This window comes from Murinocardiopsis flavida, from assembly GCF_003014485.1.
In the GTDB taxonomy this organism is placed as follows: domain Bacteria; phylum Actinomycetota; class Actinomycetes; order Streptosporangiales; family Streptosporangiaceae; genus Murinocardiopsis; species Murinocardiopsis flavida.
Genome location: NZ_PYGA01000003.1, coordinates 177,534 through 192,463 on the forward strand (window position 1 = coordinate 177,534; position 14,930 = coordinate 192,463).

A 14,930-nucleotide genomic window follows, 5' to 3' on the forward strand; every position below is an offset into this window, starting at 1 on the left:
CTGCGGGATCGGGCCGCCGCCCGTATCCGGGGCCGCCGCATGCCTGGTCACGTGTGCGGCGGCCAGCGGTGTCCGACCTCGGCCGGTGGTGGCGGCCGTTCACGGCCGTGAGGTGGGCGAACAACACCGGACGGCCGTCGGTGGCGCCGTACGGCCGCGGCGACCATGAAGGCCTTCTCATCTTCCGCTCAGGGGTGCCTCATGCGGGGTGTCGATGCTTGTCGTGTTCGTGGCGGGCACTGGCCCGCCCGCCCACTGAGCTGAGGAGCCTGAATGACCGCCCCCACTGTGTGCCAGCCGACCGCGCTGACCGAATTCCAGCGTGCCGCGCTGAAGGTCTCCTACACGGTGCGCGCACTCGACGTCGACCGCCCTACCCACCTCCTGTCGGGCCCCGACATCCGGCCGAACCCGGGTGACGTGGTGGCCGCCGAGGTGACCGAGGTCGGGCGCCACACCAGAGTGGAGCTCGCGAACGGGCGGCGCGCCCACCTGTTCCCCGGCGACGTGCTGCTGCTCGCCTACGCCGCGCGCTACGCCCCCGACCAGTTCGAGGCCGAGCTGCCGCTCGACCTCGGGCCGTGCCACCTGGTCGCGGCCGGCGGCATCGCGGCGGAGGTCCGCACCGCGCACGACGCCATGGCGGCGCCCACCCGCATCACCCCGATCGGGATCGCCGCCACGGCGGCGGGGACCCGGGTGACTATGGAGGGCCTGGCGGCGCCCACCCCGGCCCGGCCCATGCGCGGCGTCCCGACCATCGCGGTCGTGGGGACCGCCATGAACGCGGGGAAGACCAGCACCGGCGCCGCCCTGGTGCGCGGCCTGACCGCGGCCGGCTACCGCGTGGGCGCGGCCAAGATCACCGGGACGGGGGCCGGCGGCGACCGCTGGCTGTTCGCCGACTCCGGTGCGGCCGGGGTCCTCGACTTCACCGACGCCGGTATGGCCACCACTTACCGCATGCCGCTCGACCGCATCATGGAAGGGGCCCGCGACCTCCGCGACCGGCTCGTCCTCGACGGCGCCGACGCCGTTGTGCTGGAGATCGCCGACGGCGTGATGCAGCCGGAGACGGCGCGGCTCCTGGCGCGCGACGACTTCCAGGCCATGGTCGGGAGCTGCGTGTTCGCCGCGGGCGACGCGCCCGGGGCGCTCTACGGCGTCGACCGGCTGCGCGCGATCGGGCTTCCCGTCGTCGCCGTCAGCGGCCGCCTCACCGCGTCCCCGCTCGCGATCCGGGAGGTGGCCGGGGTCCTCGACGTCGGCGTCCACGGGCTCACCGGCCTGGCCGACCCCGAGGTCGCGGTGCGGCTGCTGCGCCCGGCGGTCGAGCCGGCCGGCTACTTCCACGACGCGGGCGACGCGCTGCGGCTGGCTGGGGAGCCCGTCGCCGCCGCGCAGGGCGCCTCGGAACGTTCGGCATGAGCGCCGCCGACCCGGGCCGCGGCGTGCCGCAGGTGCCGGGACTGCTCACCGGTCGGCGCCGGTGGATCTTCGCCGCGCTGGTCGCGGTCGGGCTCGGCCTCGCTGTCGCGGCCGTCCTGTGGTCGGTCCTCGTCGCCAGGGTCATCACGGCGCTGAGCGCACCGGCGGGTGCGGTGCCCGGCGCGGGCGGCCCGCTGGGCGGCGTCCAGTGGCTGGTGGCGTTGGCGGTGGTCAGCGGTGTGCTGCTCTACACGGAGAAGGTCCTCGCCGAGCGGCTCGGGCAGGCGTGGGTGTCGGAGGTCCGCACGGTCCTCTTCCGGCGGGTGACCGACGCGCCGTCGCGCGGTACCGGCAGGGGCAGGTCGACGGGCGGCACCTCGTTGCGGATGATGGGCGACCTCAGCGCGCTGCGGCGGTGGGCCAGCCTGGGCCTGGCGAAACTCGCCGTGGCGGTGCCACTGCTGGTCGGCTGCCTGGTCGCGTTCGCGGTGATCGCCCCGGTGCTGGCGCTCGCCGCGGCAGCGGTCATGGGCGCCGGGCTGGCGACCGCGGCAGCGCTGTCGCCGTGGCTGCGTTCGGCGAACCGGGCCGCCCGCCGCCGCCAGGCCAGGGTCGCGTCCCACGTGGTCGAGCGGGTCGGCAACACCCAGGTCGTCCAGGCGTTCGGCCGTGAGCGGGGCGAGCGGCGCGTGCTCGCGCGGAGGGGCCGCCGCCTCGCCGAGGCGTCGGTGCGCCGTGCGCGCGCTGTCGGCACCGTGCGCGCCATCGCCGAGTCGACGGCGCTGCTGACCACGGCGGCGGTGCTCATCGCGACGGCGGCGAGCGGTGCGGGGCCGGCGCAGGCCGCCGCCGCGATCGCGGTGGTCGGGATCATGGCGACCCCGGTGCGCGAACTCGCCCGGGTGGCGGAGTACCGGTCGGCGTGCTCGGTGTCGCTGGAGCAGATCCGCGCCGAACTGGCGCGGCCGGGCCGCAACGGCGCCGCCTCGGGGGCGCCGGCGCTGCCCGACGGAGGGGGCGCGCTCGAACTGCGGGGGGTGGCGTTCACCGGGCTCCTCACGCCCACCACGGTCGGCGTCCCCGCCGGTGCTGTGGTGGCGGTGGTGGGGCCGAACGGCAGCGGGAAGTCCACGCTGCTCGCGGCGGTCTCCGGGCTGGTCGGCCCGGACGAGGGGGAGGTGCTGCTCGACGGCGCCGACATCGCGCGGGCGCGCCCGGCGTCGGTGCGCGCGGCGATCGGTTCGGTCGGCCCGCACCTGCCGCTGCTGCGCGGGACGATCGGGGAGAACGTCCGGTACGCCGACCCCAAGGCCGACGGGATGCGGTTGAACGAGGCCGTCCACGCCAGTGGGCTGGCGGAGCTGATCGCGGAGCTGCCGCTGGGGCTGCGCACCCCCGTGCGCGAGAACGGGGCGGGGCTCTCCGCAGGCCAGCAGCAGCGGATCGCGCTCGCGCGGGCGCTGCTGACCCGCCCCCGGCTGCTGCTGCTCGACGAGGCCGACGCCCATCTCGACCCCGCAGCGGCGGCGGTCGTGGACCGGGTCATCGCGGGGTTCGACGGGACCGTTGTCGTGGTGACGCACCGGCCGGAGCGGCTCGCAGCGGCGGACGTGGTGTGGCGGCTCGGCAACGGGGTCCTGCGGGTCGAGGAGGCGCCGCGCGCCGCCGAGGCCGCGGCGCGGACGCGCCTGGAGGCGTGAGCGGGGACCGGGGGACCCGGGCGCGCTCCCCGCGGCGACCGCGCGGAAACGGGTCTCCCGATCGGGATGGGCCCCGTTCCCGCACAGTCGGCGCGGGGAGCGCGCCCGGCGGCAATCCCGCCCGGCCGAGGCCGCCGAGGGCGGCTAGTCGGCGGGCTTGCGGAGGTGGTGCACCCAGGCCGGCGGGAAGTTGGCGAGGACGCGCTCGGTGTCGACGCCGAAACGGTGCACGTACTCGTCGACGACCCAGCTCGACCGCGCCTGGCGCAGGTAGTCCTCGCGCCGGGCGATGACCGACTTCACCTGCTTCGTGTAGAGGTAGCCGAAGAACGACAGGCGGCCGCCCGGGCGCAGGACCGTGAAGTAGTACTCCATGATCTCCCGCACCTCCTCCGCCGTGAAGTTGGCGAAGGGCAGGCCGGAGACGATGACGTCGAACCTGCGGTCGGTGCCGAGGTCGGTCACGAGGGCCTGGTGCAGGGTCGCCCGGTCGGCGACCCGCGCCAGGTCGGGGTCCGTCTGCATGAGACCGCGGGCGTACTCGACGAACGGGCCGTGGGGTTCGACCATGTCGAGCGTGTCGCCGTCGTGCATGTGCGCCGCGATGGCGCGGGAGACGGGACCGGTGCCGGAGCCCGCTTCGAGGATGCTGATGGGCGCGGACGGGTCGTCGCGCTGGTCGATGTAGCGGGTCAGCCGCTCGGCGAGCGCGGGGCTGCTCGGGATGACGGATCCCGTGGCCCGGAACGTCCGGACGGCCTCGGTGACGAAGAACCCGGCGTAGCGCAGCGGCTTGGCGAGGTCGGCGGAGTCGGCGTGATTGGGTGTGGCTGCCATGGCAAGCACGGTACTGCGTCCGCTGTCGGACCCGCGTCAACAGGGCCGCCCGCCGACCGCCCTCCGGCGCACGCGACCCGCGGCGCCGCGCGGCCGCGCCGGTTCGCCCCTCGCGGGCGACCGGCGGGTAACATGCACCGCTATGAGCGCGCAGAGGACCCCGGCCCGTACCGCACTGATCACCGGCGCGTCCGGCGGTATCGGCGCCGAGTACGCCCGCCAGCTCGCCGAACGCGGCTTCTCCCTGGTCCTGGTCGCCCGCCGGGCCGACCTGCTCGCGGAGTCCGCCGCCGGGCTCAGCGCCCGCTACGGCGTCGGCGTCACCCCGCTGCCCGCCGACCTCGCCGCCCCCGAAGGGCTCGCGGCGGTCGAGGAGCGGCTCGAGGCCGGGGACGGCGGCGCCGAGGCACCGGTCGACCTGCTCGTCAACAACGCGGGCCGGGGCGACGGCGGCCGGTTCAGCCGGCAGGCCATCGAAGAGCTCGACGCCGTGGTGGAGCTGAACGTGCGCGTCCTGATGCGCCTCACCCGCACTGTCCTGCCGGTGCAGATCGCGCGCGCGGAGGCGGGCGCAGCGGGCCCGCTCGGGGTCGTCAACGTCGCCTCGGTCGCCGGGCTGCTGCCGGGCTACGCGTCCAGCGCCGCCTACGCCGCGAGCAAGGCGTTCGTGCTGTCGTTCACCGAGAGCACCGCGATGGAGGTCCGCAAGCACGGGGTGCACGTCTCGGCGGTGGTCTCCGGCTTCGTGCGCACCGACATGACAGCGGGGCTCCAGGAGCGCGGCGCGCCCGACATCGCGTTCGTGCCCAAGGAGCGCGTCGTCAGGGATTCGCTGCGGGCCTGGGCGGGCGGCAGGGTGCTGGTCACCCCCGGCGCCCAGTACAAGGTGGCCGGCGGGCTGCTGAAGGTGCTGCCGCGCGGGGTGTACCGCAGGGTCATGGGGCGGTGAGCGCCGCCGGGCAGCCGGCCGGCCGCCGCGCCGGGGCGGCCGCGCGGCGGGCGGGTTCGCGCACCTGGGCGCGTCGGCCGTGGTCGAGCGCCTACCCTGGAGGGGCACGCCCTCTAGGAAAGTGATCATGAAGACCTTCGACGAACTGTTCGCCGAGCTGTCCGCGAAGGCGGACGCCCGCCCCGAGGGGTCGGGCACCGTCGCGGCCCTCGACGCCGGGGTGCATTCCATCGGCAAGAAGGTCGTCGAGGAGGCCGCAGAGGTGTGGATGGCGGCCGAGTACCAGTCGGACGCCGAGACCGCCGAAGAGATCTCGCAGCTCCTCTACCACCTCCAGGTGCTGATGCTGGCGCGCGGCCTGCGGCTGGAGGACGTCTACAAGCATCTGTAGGCCGGTCTCGGAGCCGCCCGCCGACCGCCGAGACCCGGCCGCGATCCCGCCTGCCCGGATGCCTGTCCGACGCCCGTTCCAGCCGATCCACCCGACAGGGGATGACACCCGATGCCCGACCAGCTCCGTATCGCCGTGCCCAACAAGGGCCAGCTCGCCGAACCCGCCAGCGCCATGCTCCGCGAGGCCGGGTACCGCCAGCGCAAGGACTCCCGCGACCTCGTCCTGATCGACCCCGAGAACGGGACGGAGTTCTTCTTCCTCCGCCCCCGCGACATCGCCGTGTACGTCGGCGAGGGCATCCTCCAGGCCGGTATCACCGGCCGCGACATGCTGCTCGACTCCGGTGCGCCCGTCGAGGAGGTCCTGCCGCTGGGGTTCGGCGGGTCGACGTTCCGCTTCGCGGCGCCGGGCGGGGGCGCCATGACCCTCGCCGACCTCGACGGCAAGCGCGTCGCCACCTCGCTCGCCGGGCTGCTCCGCGGCTACCTGGCCGAGCACGGCGTCGACGCGCGGGTCATGCAGCTCGACGGCGCCGTCGAAAGCTCCGTGCAACTCGGCGTCGCCGACGCCGTGGCCGACGTGGTGTCCACCGGGACCACGCTGCGCCAGGCCGGGCTGGAGACCTTCGGCGAGCCCATCCTGGAGTCCGAGGCCGTCGTCATCCGGCAGCGCGACACCGCCGAGACCGCCGAACTCGAACCGCTGCTGCGCAGGCTGCGCGGCGTGCTGGTGGCGCGCGACTACGTGATGATGGACTACGACATGCGGGCCGAGCGCCTGGACGACGCGGTCGCGCTGACCCCCGGCATGGAGGGGCCCACGGTGTCGCCGCTGCATCGGGAGGGCTGGGTCGCCGTCCGCGCCATGGTGCCGCGCTCAGCGGCGCAGCGGATCATGGACGACCTGTGGGCCATCGGGGCGCGGGCCATCCTCGTCACCGACATCTACGCCTGCCGATTGTGACGAAACCGGACAACGCTACGAAACGATACGCAATCGGGCCAAGGTCGCAATGACGAACACCGCGTCCATCGGCGGCGCCTCCCCCGACGGCGAGCCCCCGGAAGGCGATCCCGTCGTGCTGTCGCGCACCATCGGGGCGACGGGCGGCGAACTGGTGCTGCGGCGGGTCGGCGCGCACTTCGAGATCATCAGCAACGGCGTGTTCCTGATGGACACCCGTTCCGGGCGTTCGGAGCGCGCCATGGTCCGGGCGTCCCTCGACGCCCTGACCGCGGCCGACGGTGTCAGCGTGCTCATCGGGGGGCTGGGCGCGGGGTTCTCCGCGCGCGAGGCGCTCGACCACCCCGCCGTCGCCGAGGTGTGCGTGGTCGAGTTGGAGCCGCTGATCGTGGAGTGGCACTCCGGCCCACTCGGCGCGGCCGCCGGGCGGGTCGTGGGCGACCCGCGCTGCACGGTGGTCCGCGCCGACCTGGTCCGGTGGATCGGCGCGACGGAGCATGTCTTCGACGCGGTCTGCCTCGACATCGACAACGGCCCCGAATGGACCGTGGTCGACGGCAACGGCGCGCTGTACGGACCCGCGGGACTGGCGCGGTTGGACCGGCGCGTGCGACCCGGCGGGGTGCTGGCGTTCTGGAGCGCCATGCCGGCCCCCGCGTTCGCCGGACTGCTGGGCGAGCGCTACGGGCGGGTCGACACGGTCGAGGTGCCCGCCGAACGGGGCGGGCCCGACCTCGTCTACCTGGTGCGGCCGCCCGGGACCGGGCGGCACTGACCGGCCGCGGGACGGTGCCGCGGCACCGTCCCGCGCCGCCGGATCAGGCGTCGGCCGATTCGCCGTCCTTGGCGGCGCCGTCGGCCTGCTGCTTCTCGATCTCCGCGCGCACGGCCTCCATGTCGAGCTCGCGCGCCTGCTTGATCAGGTCGTTCAGGCTCTCCTCGGGCAGTGCGCCGGGCTGGGAGAAGATGACGGTCTTCTCGCGGACCACCATGAGGGTCGGGATCGACTGGATGTCGAACCCGGCGGCCAGCTCCTGCTGGGCCTCGGTGTCGACCTTGCCGAACACGAGGTCCGGGTTCTTCTCCGCCGCCTTCTCATAGACCGGCCCGAACATCCGGCACGGACCGCACCAGGACGCCCAGAAGTCGATCAGAACGAGATCGTTCTCAGTCACGGTCTCGTTGAAGTTGTCCTTGGTCAGTTCGATGGTCGCCACGAGGCTCCCTCCGGATTCGTCTTCTCGTCCACCCGTAGAGCGGTACTGCCCGCTCGTTTGTTCCACAAGCGCCGGTACGCCCTCGGGGAGACCTCGGTCACACGCCGCACCCCGCGAACGGCCCAGAGCAGGGTTCTCGACAAAACACCTGGTGAATACCTGTTTGGGCGGAAAACACGCTGGTCACTAGGGTCAAGTGCGAACGCTGTCGAAGCAGGCCGGGGGGAAGTGGACGATGAGCACGATCATGCCATCGGAGCAGGGGCCCGGCGCCGGCGACGAGGAACCGGACTCCGCGGAGCCGCGGAGCGGCCGGCCCGGAACCGAACCCGACTACCGGTTCACCCTCGCCAACGAGCGGACCTTCCTCGCCTGGATCCGCACGGCCCTCGCGCTGATCGCCGGCGCGGTGGCCGTCCTGCACCTCGTCCCGCTGCAATGGAGCACCGGCCCCCGGTTGACCGTGGGCCTGGCGCTGACGGCCCTCGCGATGGTCATCACCGTGTACGCGCCGGTGCGCTGGCTGCGCGTGCAGCACGCGATGCGGCGCGACCGCCCGCTGACCACGAGCGCGCTGCCGCTGGTCACCACGGTCGGGGTGGCGCTCGTCTGCATCGCGGTGCTCGCAGGGAACTTCTGGACGTGAGCCGCCCGACCCGCGACCCCGGGTTGCAGCCCGAACGGACCCTGCTCTCGTGGCAGCGCACGCTCATCGTGCTGATCGCGGTCACCCTGCTGTTCATGCGGGGGCCGTTCCCCGGCGGGCCGCCCGGTTCCGACGGCGCCGTGCTGCTGCGGCTGCTGCCCGCACTCGCCGTGGCCGGGCTCGCCGGTGCGCTGATGGCACACCTGCGGCGCCGCTGGCGGCGCTCCGGCAACGGGTACCGCGATCCTGGCAGCGGCGCCCCGCCGGCACCGCTGGCCCGGCCGTGGGCGCTGGTGCTGCTCTCGGCGGCGGTGCTGGTCCTCGCGGTCGCCGCGGGGGCGACCGCGCTGCTGGAGCCGGTGCCCTGACATCCCTCCACGCCAGGGCACCGGCCGCCCGGTCAGCCCACGGCGACCCGCGGGTGCGGCGCGCCGACGCGCCGGTGCTCGACCAGCGAGGTGATGATGTCGTCGAGGGTGCGCGTGGGCTCGTAGCCGATCAGCTCGCGCGCCAGGCCGGTGTCGGGCATCCGGCGCTGCATGTCCTCGTAGCCGGCGCCGTAGGCGTCGGAGTAGGAGACGAACCGGACCTCGCTGCTCGACCCGGTCAGCTCGATCACCCGGTCGGCGAGACCCCTGATGGAGATCTCCTCCTTCCCGCCGAGGTTGACGGCGGTGTTGTAGGCCTCGGGGGTGTCGAGCAGCCGCACCAGGGCGGGGATGACGTCGAACACCGAACCGAAGCAGCGGCGCTGGTCGCCGGTGCCGTAGACGGTGATGGGCTCCCCGGCGAGGGCCTGGCTCACGAAGCGGGGCACCACCATGCCGTAGCGCCCGGTCTGGCGCGGCCCCACGATGTTGAAGAACCGGGTGATGACGCAGGGGAGCCCGGTCTCGGTGCCGTAGACGTAGGCCACCAGTTCGTCGAGGCCCTTGGCCGCGGCGTAGGACCAGCGGCTCTTCAGCGGAGAACCCAGAATGCGGTCGGCGTCCTCGGTGAGGCCGTCGGAGTCGTTCTTGCCGTAGACCTCACTGGTCGAGGCGACGGCGAACCGCGCGCCGTGCGCCGCCGCGGCCTCCACGACGTTCTCCGTGCCGTGCAGGTTGGTCCGCAGCGACTCCAGCGGTTTGTCGACGATGTTGTGCACACCGACCGCCGCTGCCAGGTGGAACACGGTGTCGCTTTCGCCGATGAGGTCGCTCACCAGCCGCTTGTCCAGAATCGTGCCCTTGACCAGCTCGAATGCGGGGTTCCCGCGGAGCTGTTCGAGGTTGGACTCCGATCCGGTGGACAGGTCGTCGAGGACGACGACCTGGTGCCCGTGGGCGATCAGGTAGTCGCACAGGTGTGAGCCAATGAAACCGGCGCCGCCGGTCACCACAGCTTTCAACTTGGATCCCCTCCATGGGTTCTCATGAACGCTGCCCTCATTCGGCAGTCGGCGGCCTTCGGCCGGTAGCAGGTCAAGCGACGATGCGCATCGCGTGGAAGCCCTCGGCCGCGACCACGCCCGCCTGCATCCCGCGCAGGGTCGCGAGGCTCCGCAGGGTCTGCTCGGAGCGCGTGTGGGGGTGGTCGTGTACCTGGGTGCCGTACAGCCGCATGGCGGCGATCTTGGCGTCGATGTGGCGGTCGTCCAGTTCGACGAGGAGGTCGGGCGAGGCCGCCTCGCCGTACCGCCACTGGTCGGCGGCCTCCTCGTAGGCGAGGACGATGCGGGGGTGGTGGCGCAGCCGGGCGTTGGACGGCCGCAGCGCGGTGTGCACGGCCTCGGCGGTCACCTGGTGGTCCTGGTTGTAGCTGCTGCGGTGCGGCGCGACGACGACGGTCGGCGCGATCTCGGCGATGGAGAGCGGGCTGTCGTTCTCGATGGCGTTCGCGAGGTCGAACCGGGGGACGGCGTCGAGCCTGAGGTGGTACTCGTCGCCGGGGAAGGCGATGTGCCAGTCGTCCCACCGGTAGAAGTCGGCGACCTCCTTGATCTCGCCGAAGCGCTCCGTTGCGGTCGAGACCCCCTTCGGGGAGTGGTCCTTCGTGTCGCCCACCGTCAGGAACTGGATGTAGACCTGTGCTCCGGCCTCTTTCGCCTTGCTCATGAGACCGCCGCAGCCCAAGGTCTCGTCGTCGGGGTGCGGGGCGAAGATGAGGATGCGCTCGCGCGACCAGTCGATCGTCATTGGCTGTCCTAACGCAGTGGGCACTCAGGGGATTGCCGACGCGCCGGGCACGGTCGGGCGTCGCGGCTCCTGTGTGCGAGGCAGGAGATCGACGTGTGCTCGGCAGACGCCTGCGGGGGTGAAGCGGTTGTCGTGTGCGGGGATCAGCCTCCGGATTCGGCGGTGCGGGCGCTGCGGAGGGCCGGCATGGATTCGGGGCCGAGGTTGAGGAGGAGGTCCAGTGCCGCCATGCGCGGCAGGAACTCCCGGTTCGCGCGCGAGTGCTGCGGGTACTCGGGGTGCCGGAAGTCCTGCCACTCGACCTCGATGCCGTAGCGGTCGAACACCCCCTTGTCGACGTAGCCGCGCGCGCCGTCGCCGGAGAGCATCACGGTGGCACCCGCCTTGGCGGCGATCTGGGCGAGCAGCTCGCTCTTCTGAGCGGGGAACTCGCCGAGTTCACTGGCGCGGACGACGGGGGTCGTGATCCCGAAGCAGCGCAGGATCGAATGGGTGGTCGCGAGCGACAGCTCGGCCAGGTTCGGCCATTCGGAATCGTAAATCCCGAGTATTTCGGGTCCGAAATCCGCGAAATAAGGGGCGCCGCGATAGCAGTGCTCGGTGATGCTGCGGCGGTGTTTCTCCCGCCACGTCTGGGAGTTGTCGATCTGCTTGTCGCAGATCCGCTCGCGATGGCTCCGCTGTACGACGGGCACGGTGAGCAGTACCGGGCCGTTCTTGGATGCCACGTAATTCCGGTTCTGCCATCCTTTGCGCTCGAACTGGACATGATCGAGAACCACGAACAGGTCGCTCCGGTCGATCTTGTCGATAAGACCCAACCAGGGCAGGTAGTGCGGCTGGTGCATGGCTACACGCACGTTGTCCGATCCTCTCCGGAGTGTGTGAGTCACGCTCCGCGTTCAATCGCGCAGTGGGCTTTCGGCGCCGTTGCGCTCCGGCTGCCCGTGATCCGACCGCTTTTTCTTGATCAATATTGCGTTTGTCGCGATCCGATCCCCATTGCGAACACTATTCGCAACCGTACCGGCGGGCGGCTTCCCTCTTCCGTATTGCACCAATGGTGCCTTCGGGTGGCAAGTCCGCGCATAAGATTCCGCTGGCCTACTTAGGTCGCGAAGCCCGGTGAACTTCCGACATCGGCAAGACGTCCCCTTTAGTGCCTGACCTAGTGGTCACACCCTGCTCGCATCCCGCCACCCCCCGGAGGCCGCCAAGTGCGCACAGCACGTTTCATCGGAAGTTGGGTCGCGGGCCTGATCGCGCTGGCGCTCGCCGTCACCCTGTTCGTGCAGTGGATCGGGTTCGCCCTCGGCGCCGGCGGCTCGTCCGGCGCGCCGCCCGCCCTGTTCCTGTGGATGGCCTTCGGGGTCAACCTGCTGGTCTGGTCGCTGGTCGGGCTGGTCCGCCTGGGCGACGACTCCATCAGGGCGCTCGCGGGGCGCGGCAGCGGCCGCACCGACCCGGCGGCGGCCGCCGCCGACGCCGACCGCGTCCTGGTCCGGGCCAAGCACGCCGCGGCCCCGGTGGGCGGCTCCGGCGGTACCGGCGGTGGGGCCTCCGGCGGCACCGGCCCATCCGGCGGCGGGGTCGACGGAATCGGGGCCGACGACGACACCGGCGGGGCCGCCACCACGGCGACCATCCCGCTGCGGCGGCTCACCGTCTCGTCCGGCTCCTCGGGCCGCGAGGGCGGCGCCGCGCCGGGATCCGCCGGCCCCCAGGCGCTGTCGCTCGCCGTCATCATCCCCGCGCACAACGAAGCGCCCGTCATCGACGGCGCGATCGCCTCGGCGCTGCGGCTGTTCAACCGATGGGACATCTACGTGGTGTCGGACAGCTCGCACGACGCCACCGCCGACATCGCGGCCGAGACCGGCGTCAACGTGCTGGAACTGCTCGCCAACCGCGGCAAGGCCGGCGCGCTCGAAGCCGTCATCCAGGAGTTCGACCTCACCGAGAACTACGACGGCGTCGTCATTCTCGACGCCGACACCGAACTCGACGAAGGCTACGTCGAGGGGGCCCGCCGCCAGCTCGCCGAACCGGGCGTCGCAGCGGTCGCCGGCTTCGTCGTGGCCGAGTGGAAGCCCGAGGAGCGCACGCTCGTCGGCCGGCTCATCTCCGCCTACCGCGACCGCCTGTACTGGATGCTCCAGTACCTCATCCGCTTCGGCCAGACCTGGCGGCACACCAGCGTGACCTTCATCGTCCCCGGCTTCGCCAGCACCTACCGCACGAGCGTGCTGAAGGACATCGACATCAACCCCAAGGGGCTGGTGATCGAGGACTTCAACATGACCTTCGAGGTCCACCACCGCAAGCTCGGCCGCATCTCGATGCGGCCCGGCACGAAGGCGTACTGCCAGGACCCCTTCACGCTGGCCGACTACGTCAGCCAGGTGCGCCGCTGGACCCTCGGGTTCTGGCAGACCGTCCGCCGCCACGGCGTGTGGCCCAGCCTGTTCTGGTTCGTGCTGTTCGGCTACATCATGGAGGTCCTGCTGGTCGCGGTGCTGCTGCTCGTGACCGCAGCGCTCGGGGTCTTCACCCTGCTGCCCGTCGTCACCAGCGGTGCCGTCCTCGAATTCGGCTGGTACGCCACGGGCTACGACGCGGTCTCGGCCGTGCTGCCGCTCACGGTCGTCGCCGTCGGCCTGTTCGTGCCCGACTACATGCTGACCTGCATCATGGCGATGATCCGGCGCCGGCCCAGCTACCTGGTGTACGGCCTGTTCTTCCTGCCGATGCGGATCGTCGACTCCTACCTGACCCTGCGGACCATCCCCCAGGCGTGGACCGCGCGGTCCGACGGCCGCTGGCAGAGCCCCGACCGCGCGACCAAGTCGCTGTGAGCAGCACCGGGGCCGCCGGTGCGACCCCGGTGAGCACGGCCGGGCGGGGCGCTTAGGCTCGGAGGAGACGCGGGCCGCCGACCATGGCCCGCGGTCCAACGTCTCACCTCGGGGTTCTCGTGCAAAACAAGCGTCTGCCGCTCTCGCTGTACCGCGTACTCGCCTACGTGACGGGCGTCTGGCTGCTGCTCCTGATGTTCGTCGCGATGCCGGCGAAGTACCTCGTCGGGGACGACGCCATGTTCTCCGTCGTGGCGGCGCCGGCGGGGGCCGAGCACTGGTTCGGCCCCGAGAGCCCGCTGATGTTGTACATCGCCGTCCCGCACGGCTACATCTACATGGCCTACGTGCTGGTCGTGCTGTGGCTGGCGATCGGCCGCCGGTGGAGCGCCGGCCGCACGGTCGGCGTGGCGCTGGCCGGCACCATCCCGCTGCTCGGGTTCTTCGTCGAGCGCAAGGTGGCGCGGCGCGAGCAGGACGCGATGGACGCGGCCGACGCTCAGTCGGCCCCCGCGCGCACGGCCGGCTGACCCCCGCCGCTATCGAGGGCACCGGCGCCGTCCTCGGGGGTGGCGCCGTCGTCCTCAGGGGTAGCGCCGTCCCCATGGGCGCCGCCGCCGTCCCCGACTCCGGGGGCGGCTCCGTCCGCCCGGTCCCCGGATCCGGCACCGTCGTCCCCCTCGGGGGCGCCGTCACCGGAACCGCCACCGGCCCCGGGGGTACCGCCGCCGTTCCCGGTCCCGGACCCGGCATCGCCGCCGTCGCGCTGCTCGGCCGCTTCGCGGCGCACCAGTGAGATCCAGAACACCCCGGCCGCGACGCCGAACACCCACCACTGGGCGGCGTAGCTGAGGTTCTTGAGGTCCCAGGTGACCCCGGTGGGCGGATCGGGCGGCGGGATCTCGCGGAGCACGGGCGCGCCACCCGCAGCGGGGGAGTCGCCGGCGGCCCCCGCGGGCTCGCGTCCCTGGACGACGTACCCCTCGTACAGCGGGTAGGGCCATTCGTTGACGAGCAGCGCCGACGCGATCCGCTCGACCTGCCCTGAGGGCATCGACACCGCCGAGTAGCCCTTGCTGTTCTCCTTCTGCGGCATCGCCAGCCAGCCCGCGACCGTCACCTCGCCCTTGGGGGGCTCCGGCAGTGTGTCGGCGGCCTCCGCCTCGGAGCGGGGCAGCCATCCCCGGCTCACCGTGACGGCCGCGCCGTCGGAGGTGACCAGGGGGGCGATGACGTAGTAGCCCTCGTCGCCCTCTGGCGAGAGCGCCGGTGCCAGCAGCTGGGCGTCGGGGTCGAAGGTGCCGGTCGCGGTGACCGCCTCGTTGGCGAGGTCCTGGCGCAGGTACTCGCCGGGTTCGAGCAGCGCGCCGATGTCGCCCGCGCGGTCGAGGTCCTCGACGGGGTTGGTGACCACCTCGCGGGCGGGTTCCTGCGCGCGGAGGTACTGCCAGTACCCGAGGCCGGTGCATGCGCAGACGACCAGTACGGCGAGGAGGTGGACGCCGAGCCAGCGCGGCGCGAGAAGCGGAGATCGCACTCCCCCAGGCTATGTCCGCCCCGGCGGGACCCCCTCCCGCCCCCGCCCGCCCGCCGGTGTGCGCCGGAACGCGGGACTTGGCAAGGAGGAGAACCGCGACTGACAACTACTTTACGTTAATAGTCGTGACAGAGGGTTGTTAAGGCACGTCGCCGCGGGTAATGTGTAGATCAGCGCGAGAGGGAGAATCACCCTCTACCGCGCGGCGCGAGCTTTTCCAGGTCGCG

16 protein-coding genes are annotated in these 14,930 nt (G+C 72.4%); 10 read left to right on the top strand and 6 right to left on the bottom strand.

Annotation, left to right across the window (positions count from 1 at the left end; genetic code table 11):
• Positions 1-273 precede the first annotated feature (273 nt).
• Together CLV63_RS05920 and CLV63_RS05925 are read left to right on the top strand one after the other, a co-directional pair.
• Complete coding sequence (locus CLV63_RS05920) at positions 274-1,428, top strand: DUF1611 domain-containing protein (protein ID WP_245928599.1); 1,155 nt, start codon at positions 274-276, stop codon at positions 1,426-1,428.
• On the top strand, positions 1,425-3,128 hold the full coding sequence (locus tag CLV63_RS05925) for an ATP-binding cassette domain-containing protein (RefSeq protein ID WP_106581865.1): 1,704 nt from the start codon (positions 1,425-1,427) through the stop codon (positions 3,126-3,128). The genes CLV63_RS05920 and CLV63_RS05925 overlap by 4 nt, the downstream gene beginning before the upstream one ends.
• A 144-nt stretch (positions 3,129-3,272) precedes the next feature.
• Here CLV63_RS05925 and CLV63_RS05930 read toward each other — a convergent pair whose 3' ends face one another.
• Positions 3,273-3,965: a class I SAM-dependent methyltransferase gene (locus CLV63_RS05930; protein ID WP_106581866.1), complete on the bottom strand. Its 693-nt coding sequence runs from the start codon at positions 3,963-3,965 to the stop codon at positions 3,273-3,275.
• 142 nt (positions 3,966-4,107) lie between these two features.
• Between CLV63_RS05930 and CLV63_RS05935 the strand changes: the two genes are divergently transcribed.
• The 4 genes from CLV63_RS05935 (at position 4,108) to CLV63_RS05950 (ending at position 7,046) form a co-directional block, all read left to right on the top strand.
• Entirely contained in the window at positions 4,108-4,914 is an 807-nt protein-coding gene (locus CLV63_RS05935) for an SDR family NAD(P)-dependent oxidoreductase (protein WP_106581867.1), read from the top strand.
• A gap of 127 nt (positions 4,915-5,041) precedes the next feature.
• Positions 5,042-5,305: a phosphoribosyl-ATP diphosphatase gene (locus tag CLV63_RS05940; RefSeq protein ID WP_106581868.1), complete on the top strand. Its 264-nt coding sequence runs from the start codon at positions 5,042-5,044 to the stop codon at positions 5,303-5,305.
• A gap of 111 nt (positions 5,306-5,416) precedes the next feature.
• Positions 5,417-6,271 carry an ATP phosphoribosyltransferase gene (gene hisG / locus CLV63_RS05945; protein ID WP_106581869.1) on the top strand — a complete coding sequence of 285 codons (855 nt, stop codon included), beginning with the start codon at positions 5,417-5,419 and terminating at the stop codon, positions 6,269-6,271.
• Positions 6,272-6,320: 49 nt separating this feature from the next.
• A complete protein-coding gene (locus CLV63_RS05950; RefSeq protein WP_106581870.1) occupies positions 6,321-7,046 on the top strand; it encodes a spermine/spermidine synthase domain-containing protein in 726 nt (241 codons plus the stop codon).
• Between the two features lie 43 nt (positions 7,047-7,089).
• Here CLV63_RS05950 and trxA read toward each other — a convergent pair whose 3' ends face one another.
• The gene (gene trxA / locus CLV63_RS05955; RefSeq protein ID WP_106581871.1) at positions 7,090-7,488 is read right to left on the bottom strand and encodes a thioredoxin; all 399 of its coding nucleotides are present in this window, start codon (positions 7,486-7,488) and stop codon (positions 7,090-7,092) included.
• Between the two features lie 235 nt (positions 7,489-7,723).
• Here trxA and CLV63_RS05960 point away from each other — a divergent pair, with 235 nt between their 5' ends.
• A complete protein-coding gene (locus tag CLV63_RS05960) occupies positions 7,724-8,134 on the top strand; it encodes a YidH family protein (protein WP_106581872.1) in 411 nt (136 codons plus the stop codon).
• Positions 8,131-8,502, top strand: coding sequence for a DUF202 domain-containing protein (locus tag CLV63_RS05965; RefSeq protein ID WP_106581873.1), 372 nt, complete (start codon positions 8,131-8,133; stop codon positions 8,500-8,502). Before CLV63_RS05960 ends, CLV63_RS05965 begins: the two co-directional genes overlap by 4 nt.
• A 32-nt stretch (positions 8,503-8,534) precedes the next feature.
• Here the strand turns inward: CLV63_RS05965 and CLV63_RS05970 are convergent, their stop codons facing one another.
• The 3 genes from CLV63_RS05970 to CLV63_RS05980 all read right to left on the bottom strand — a co-directional run bounded on the left by CLV63_RS05970 (position 8,535) and on the right by CLV63_RS05980 (position 11,171).
• Positions 8,535-9,524 (bottom strand): NAD-dependent epimerase/dehydratase family protein, encoded by a 990-nt coding sequence (locus CLV63_RS05970; RefSeq protein WP_106581874.1) that lies wholly within the window; start codon positions 9,522-9,524, stop codon positions 8,535-8,537.
• Between the two features lie 73 nt (positions 9,525-9,597).
• Positions 9,598-10,311 carry a PIG-L deacetylase family protein gene (locus CLV63_RS05975; protein ID WP_106581875.1) on the bottom strand — a complete coding sequence of 238 codons (714 nt, stop codon included), beginning with the start codon at positions 10,309-10,311 and terminating at the stop codon, positions 9,598-9,600.
• Between the two features lie 143 nt (positions 10,312-10,454).
• Positions 10,455-11,171 carry a WbqC family protein gene (locus tag CLV63_RS05980; protein WP_106581876.1) on the bottom strand — a complete coding sequence of 239 codons (717 nt, stop codon included), beginning with the start codon at positions 11,169-11,171 and terminating at the stop codon, positions 10,455-10,457.
• A gap of 357 nt (positions 11,172-11,528) precedes the next feature.
• Here CLV63_RS05980 and CLV63_RS05985 point away from each other — a divergent pair, with 357 nt between their 5' ends.
• Both CLV63_RS05985 and CLV63_RS05990 read left to right on the top strand, forming a co-directional pair.
• On the top strand, positions 11,529-13,166 hold the full coding sequence (locus CLV63_RS05985; RefSeq protein ID WP_211301177.1) for a glycosyltransferase family 2 protein: 1,638 nt from the start codon (positions 11,529-11,531) through the stop codon (positions 13,164-13,166).
• Between the two features lie 119 nt (positions 13,167-13,285).
• Positions 13,286-13,696, top strand: coding sequence for a DUF3817 domain-containing protein (locus CLV63_RS05990; protein ID WP_106581877.1), 411 nt, complete (start codon positions 13,286-13,288; stop codon positions 13,694-13,696).
• Here the strand turns inward: CLV63_RS05990 and CLV63_RS34965 are convergent.
• Entirely contained in the window at positions 13,666-14,703 is a 1,038-nt protein-coding gene (locus CLV63_RS34965; RefSeq protein WP_106581878.1) for an SURF1 family protein, read from the bottom strand. The two genes, CLV63_RS05990 and CLV63_RS34965, sit on opposite strands and share 31 nt — an antisense overlap.
• Positions 14,704-14,930 lie beyond the last annotated feature (227 nt).

Bases quoted from the DNA above. Each gene is read 5' to 3' on its own strand.
- CLV63_RS05920 (WP_245928599.1), top strand. From the start codon at position 274: ATGACCGCCCCCACTGTGTGCCAGCCGACCGCGCTGACCGAATTCCAG.
- CLV63_RS05925 (WP_106581865.1), top strand. From the start codon at position 1,425: ATGAGCGCCGCCGACCCGGGCCGCGGCGTGCCGCAGGTGCCGGGACTG.
- CLV63_RS05930 (WP_106581866.1), bottom strand. From the start codon at position 3,965: ATGGCAGCCACACCCAATCACGCCGACTCCGCCGACCTCGCCAAGCCG.
- CLV63_RS05935 (WP_106581867.1), top strand. From the start codon at position 4,108: ATGAGCGCGCAGAGGACCCCGGCCCGTACCGCACTGATCACCGGCGCG.
- CLV63_RS05940 (WP_106581868.1), top strand. From the start codon at position 5,042: ATGAAGACCTTCGACGAACTGTTCGCCGAGCTGTCCGCGAAGGCGGAC.
- hisG (WP_106581869.1), top strand. From the start codon at position 5,417: ATGCCCGACCAGCTCCGTATCGCCGTGCCCAACAAGGGCCAGCTCGCC.
- CLV63_RS05950 (WP_106581870.1), top strand. From the start codon at position 6,321: ATGACGAACACCGCGTCCATCGGCGGCGCCTCCCCCGACGGCGAGCCC.
- CLV63_RS05960 (WP_106581872.1), top strand. From the start codon at position 7,724: ATGAGCACGATCATGCCATCGGAGCAGGGGCCCGGCGCCGGCGACGAG.
- CLV63_RS05975 (WP_106581875.1), bottom strand. From the start codon at position 10,311: ATGACGATCGACTGGTCGCGCGAGCGCATCCTCATCTTCGCCCCGCAC.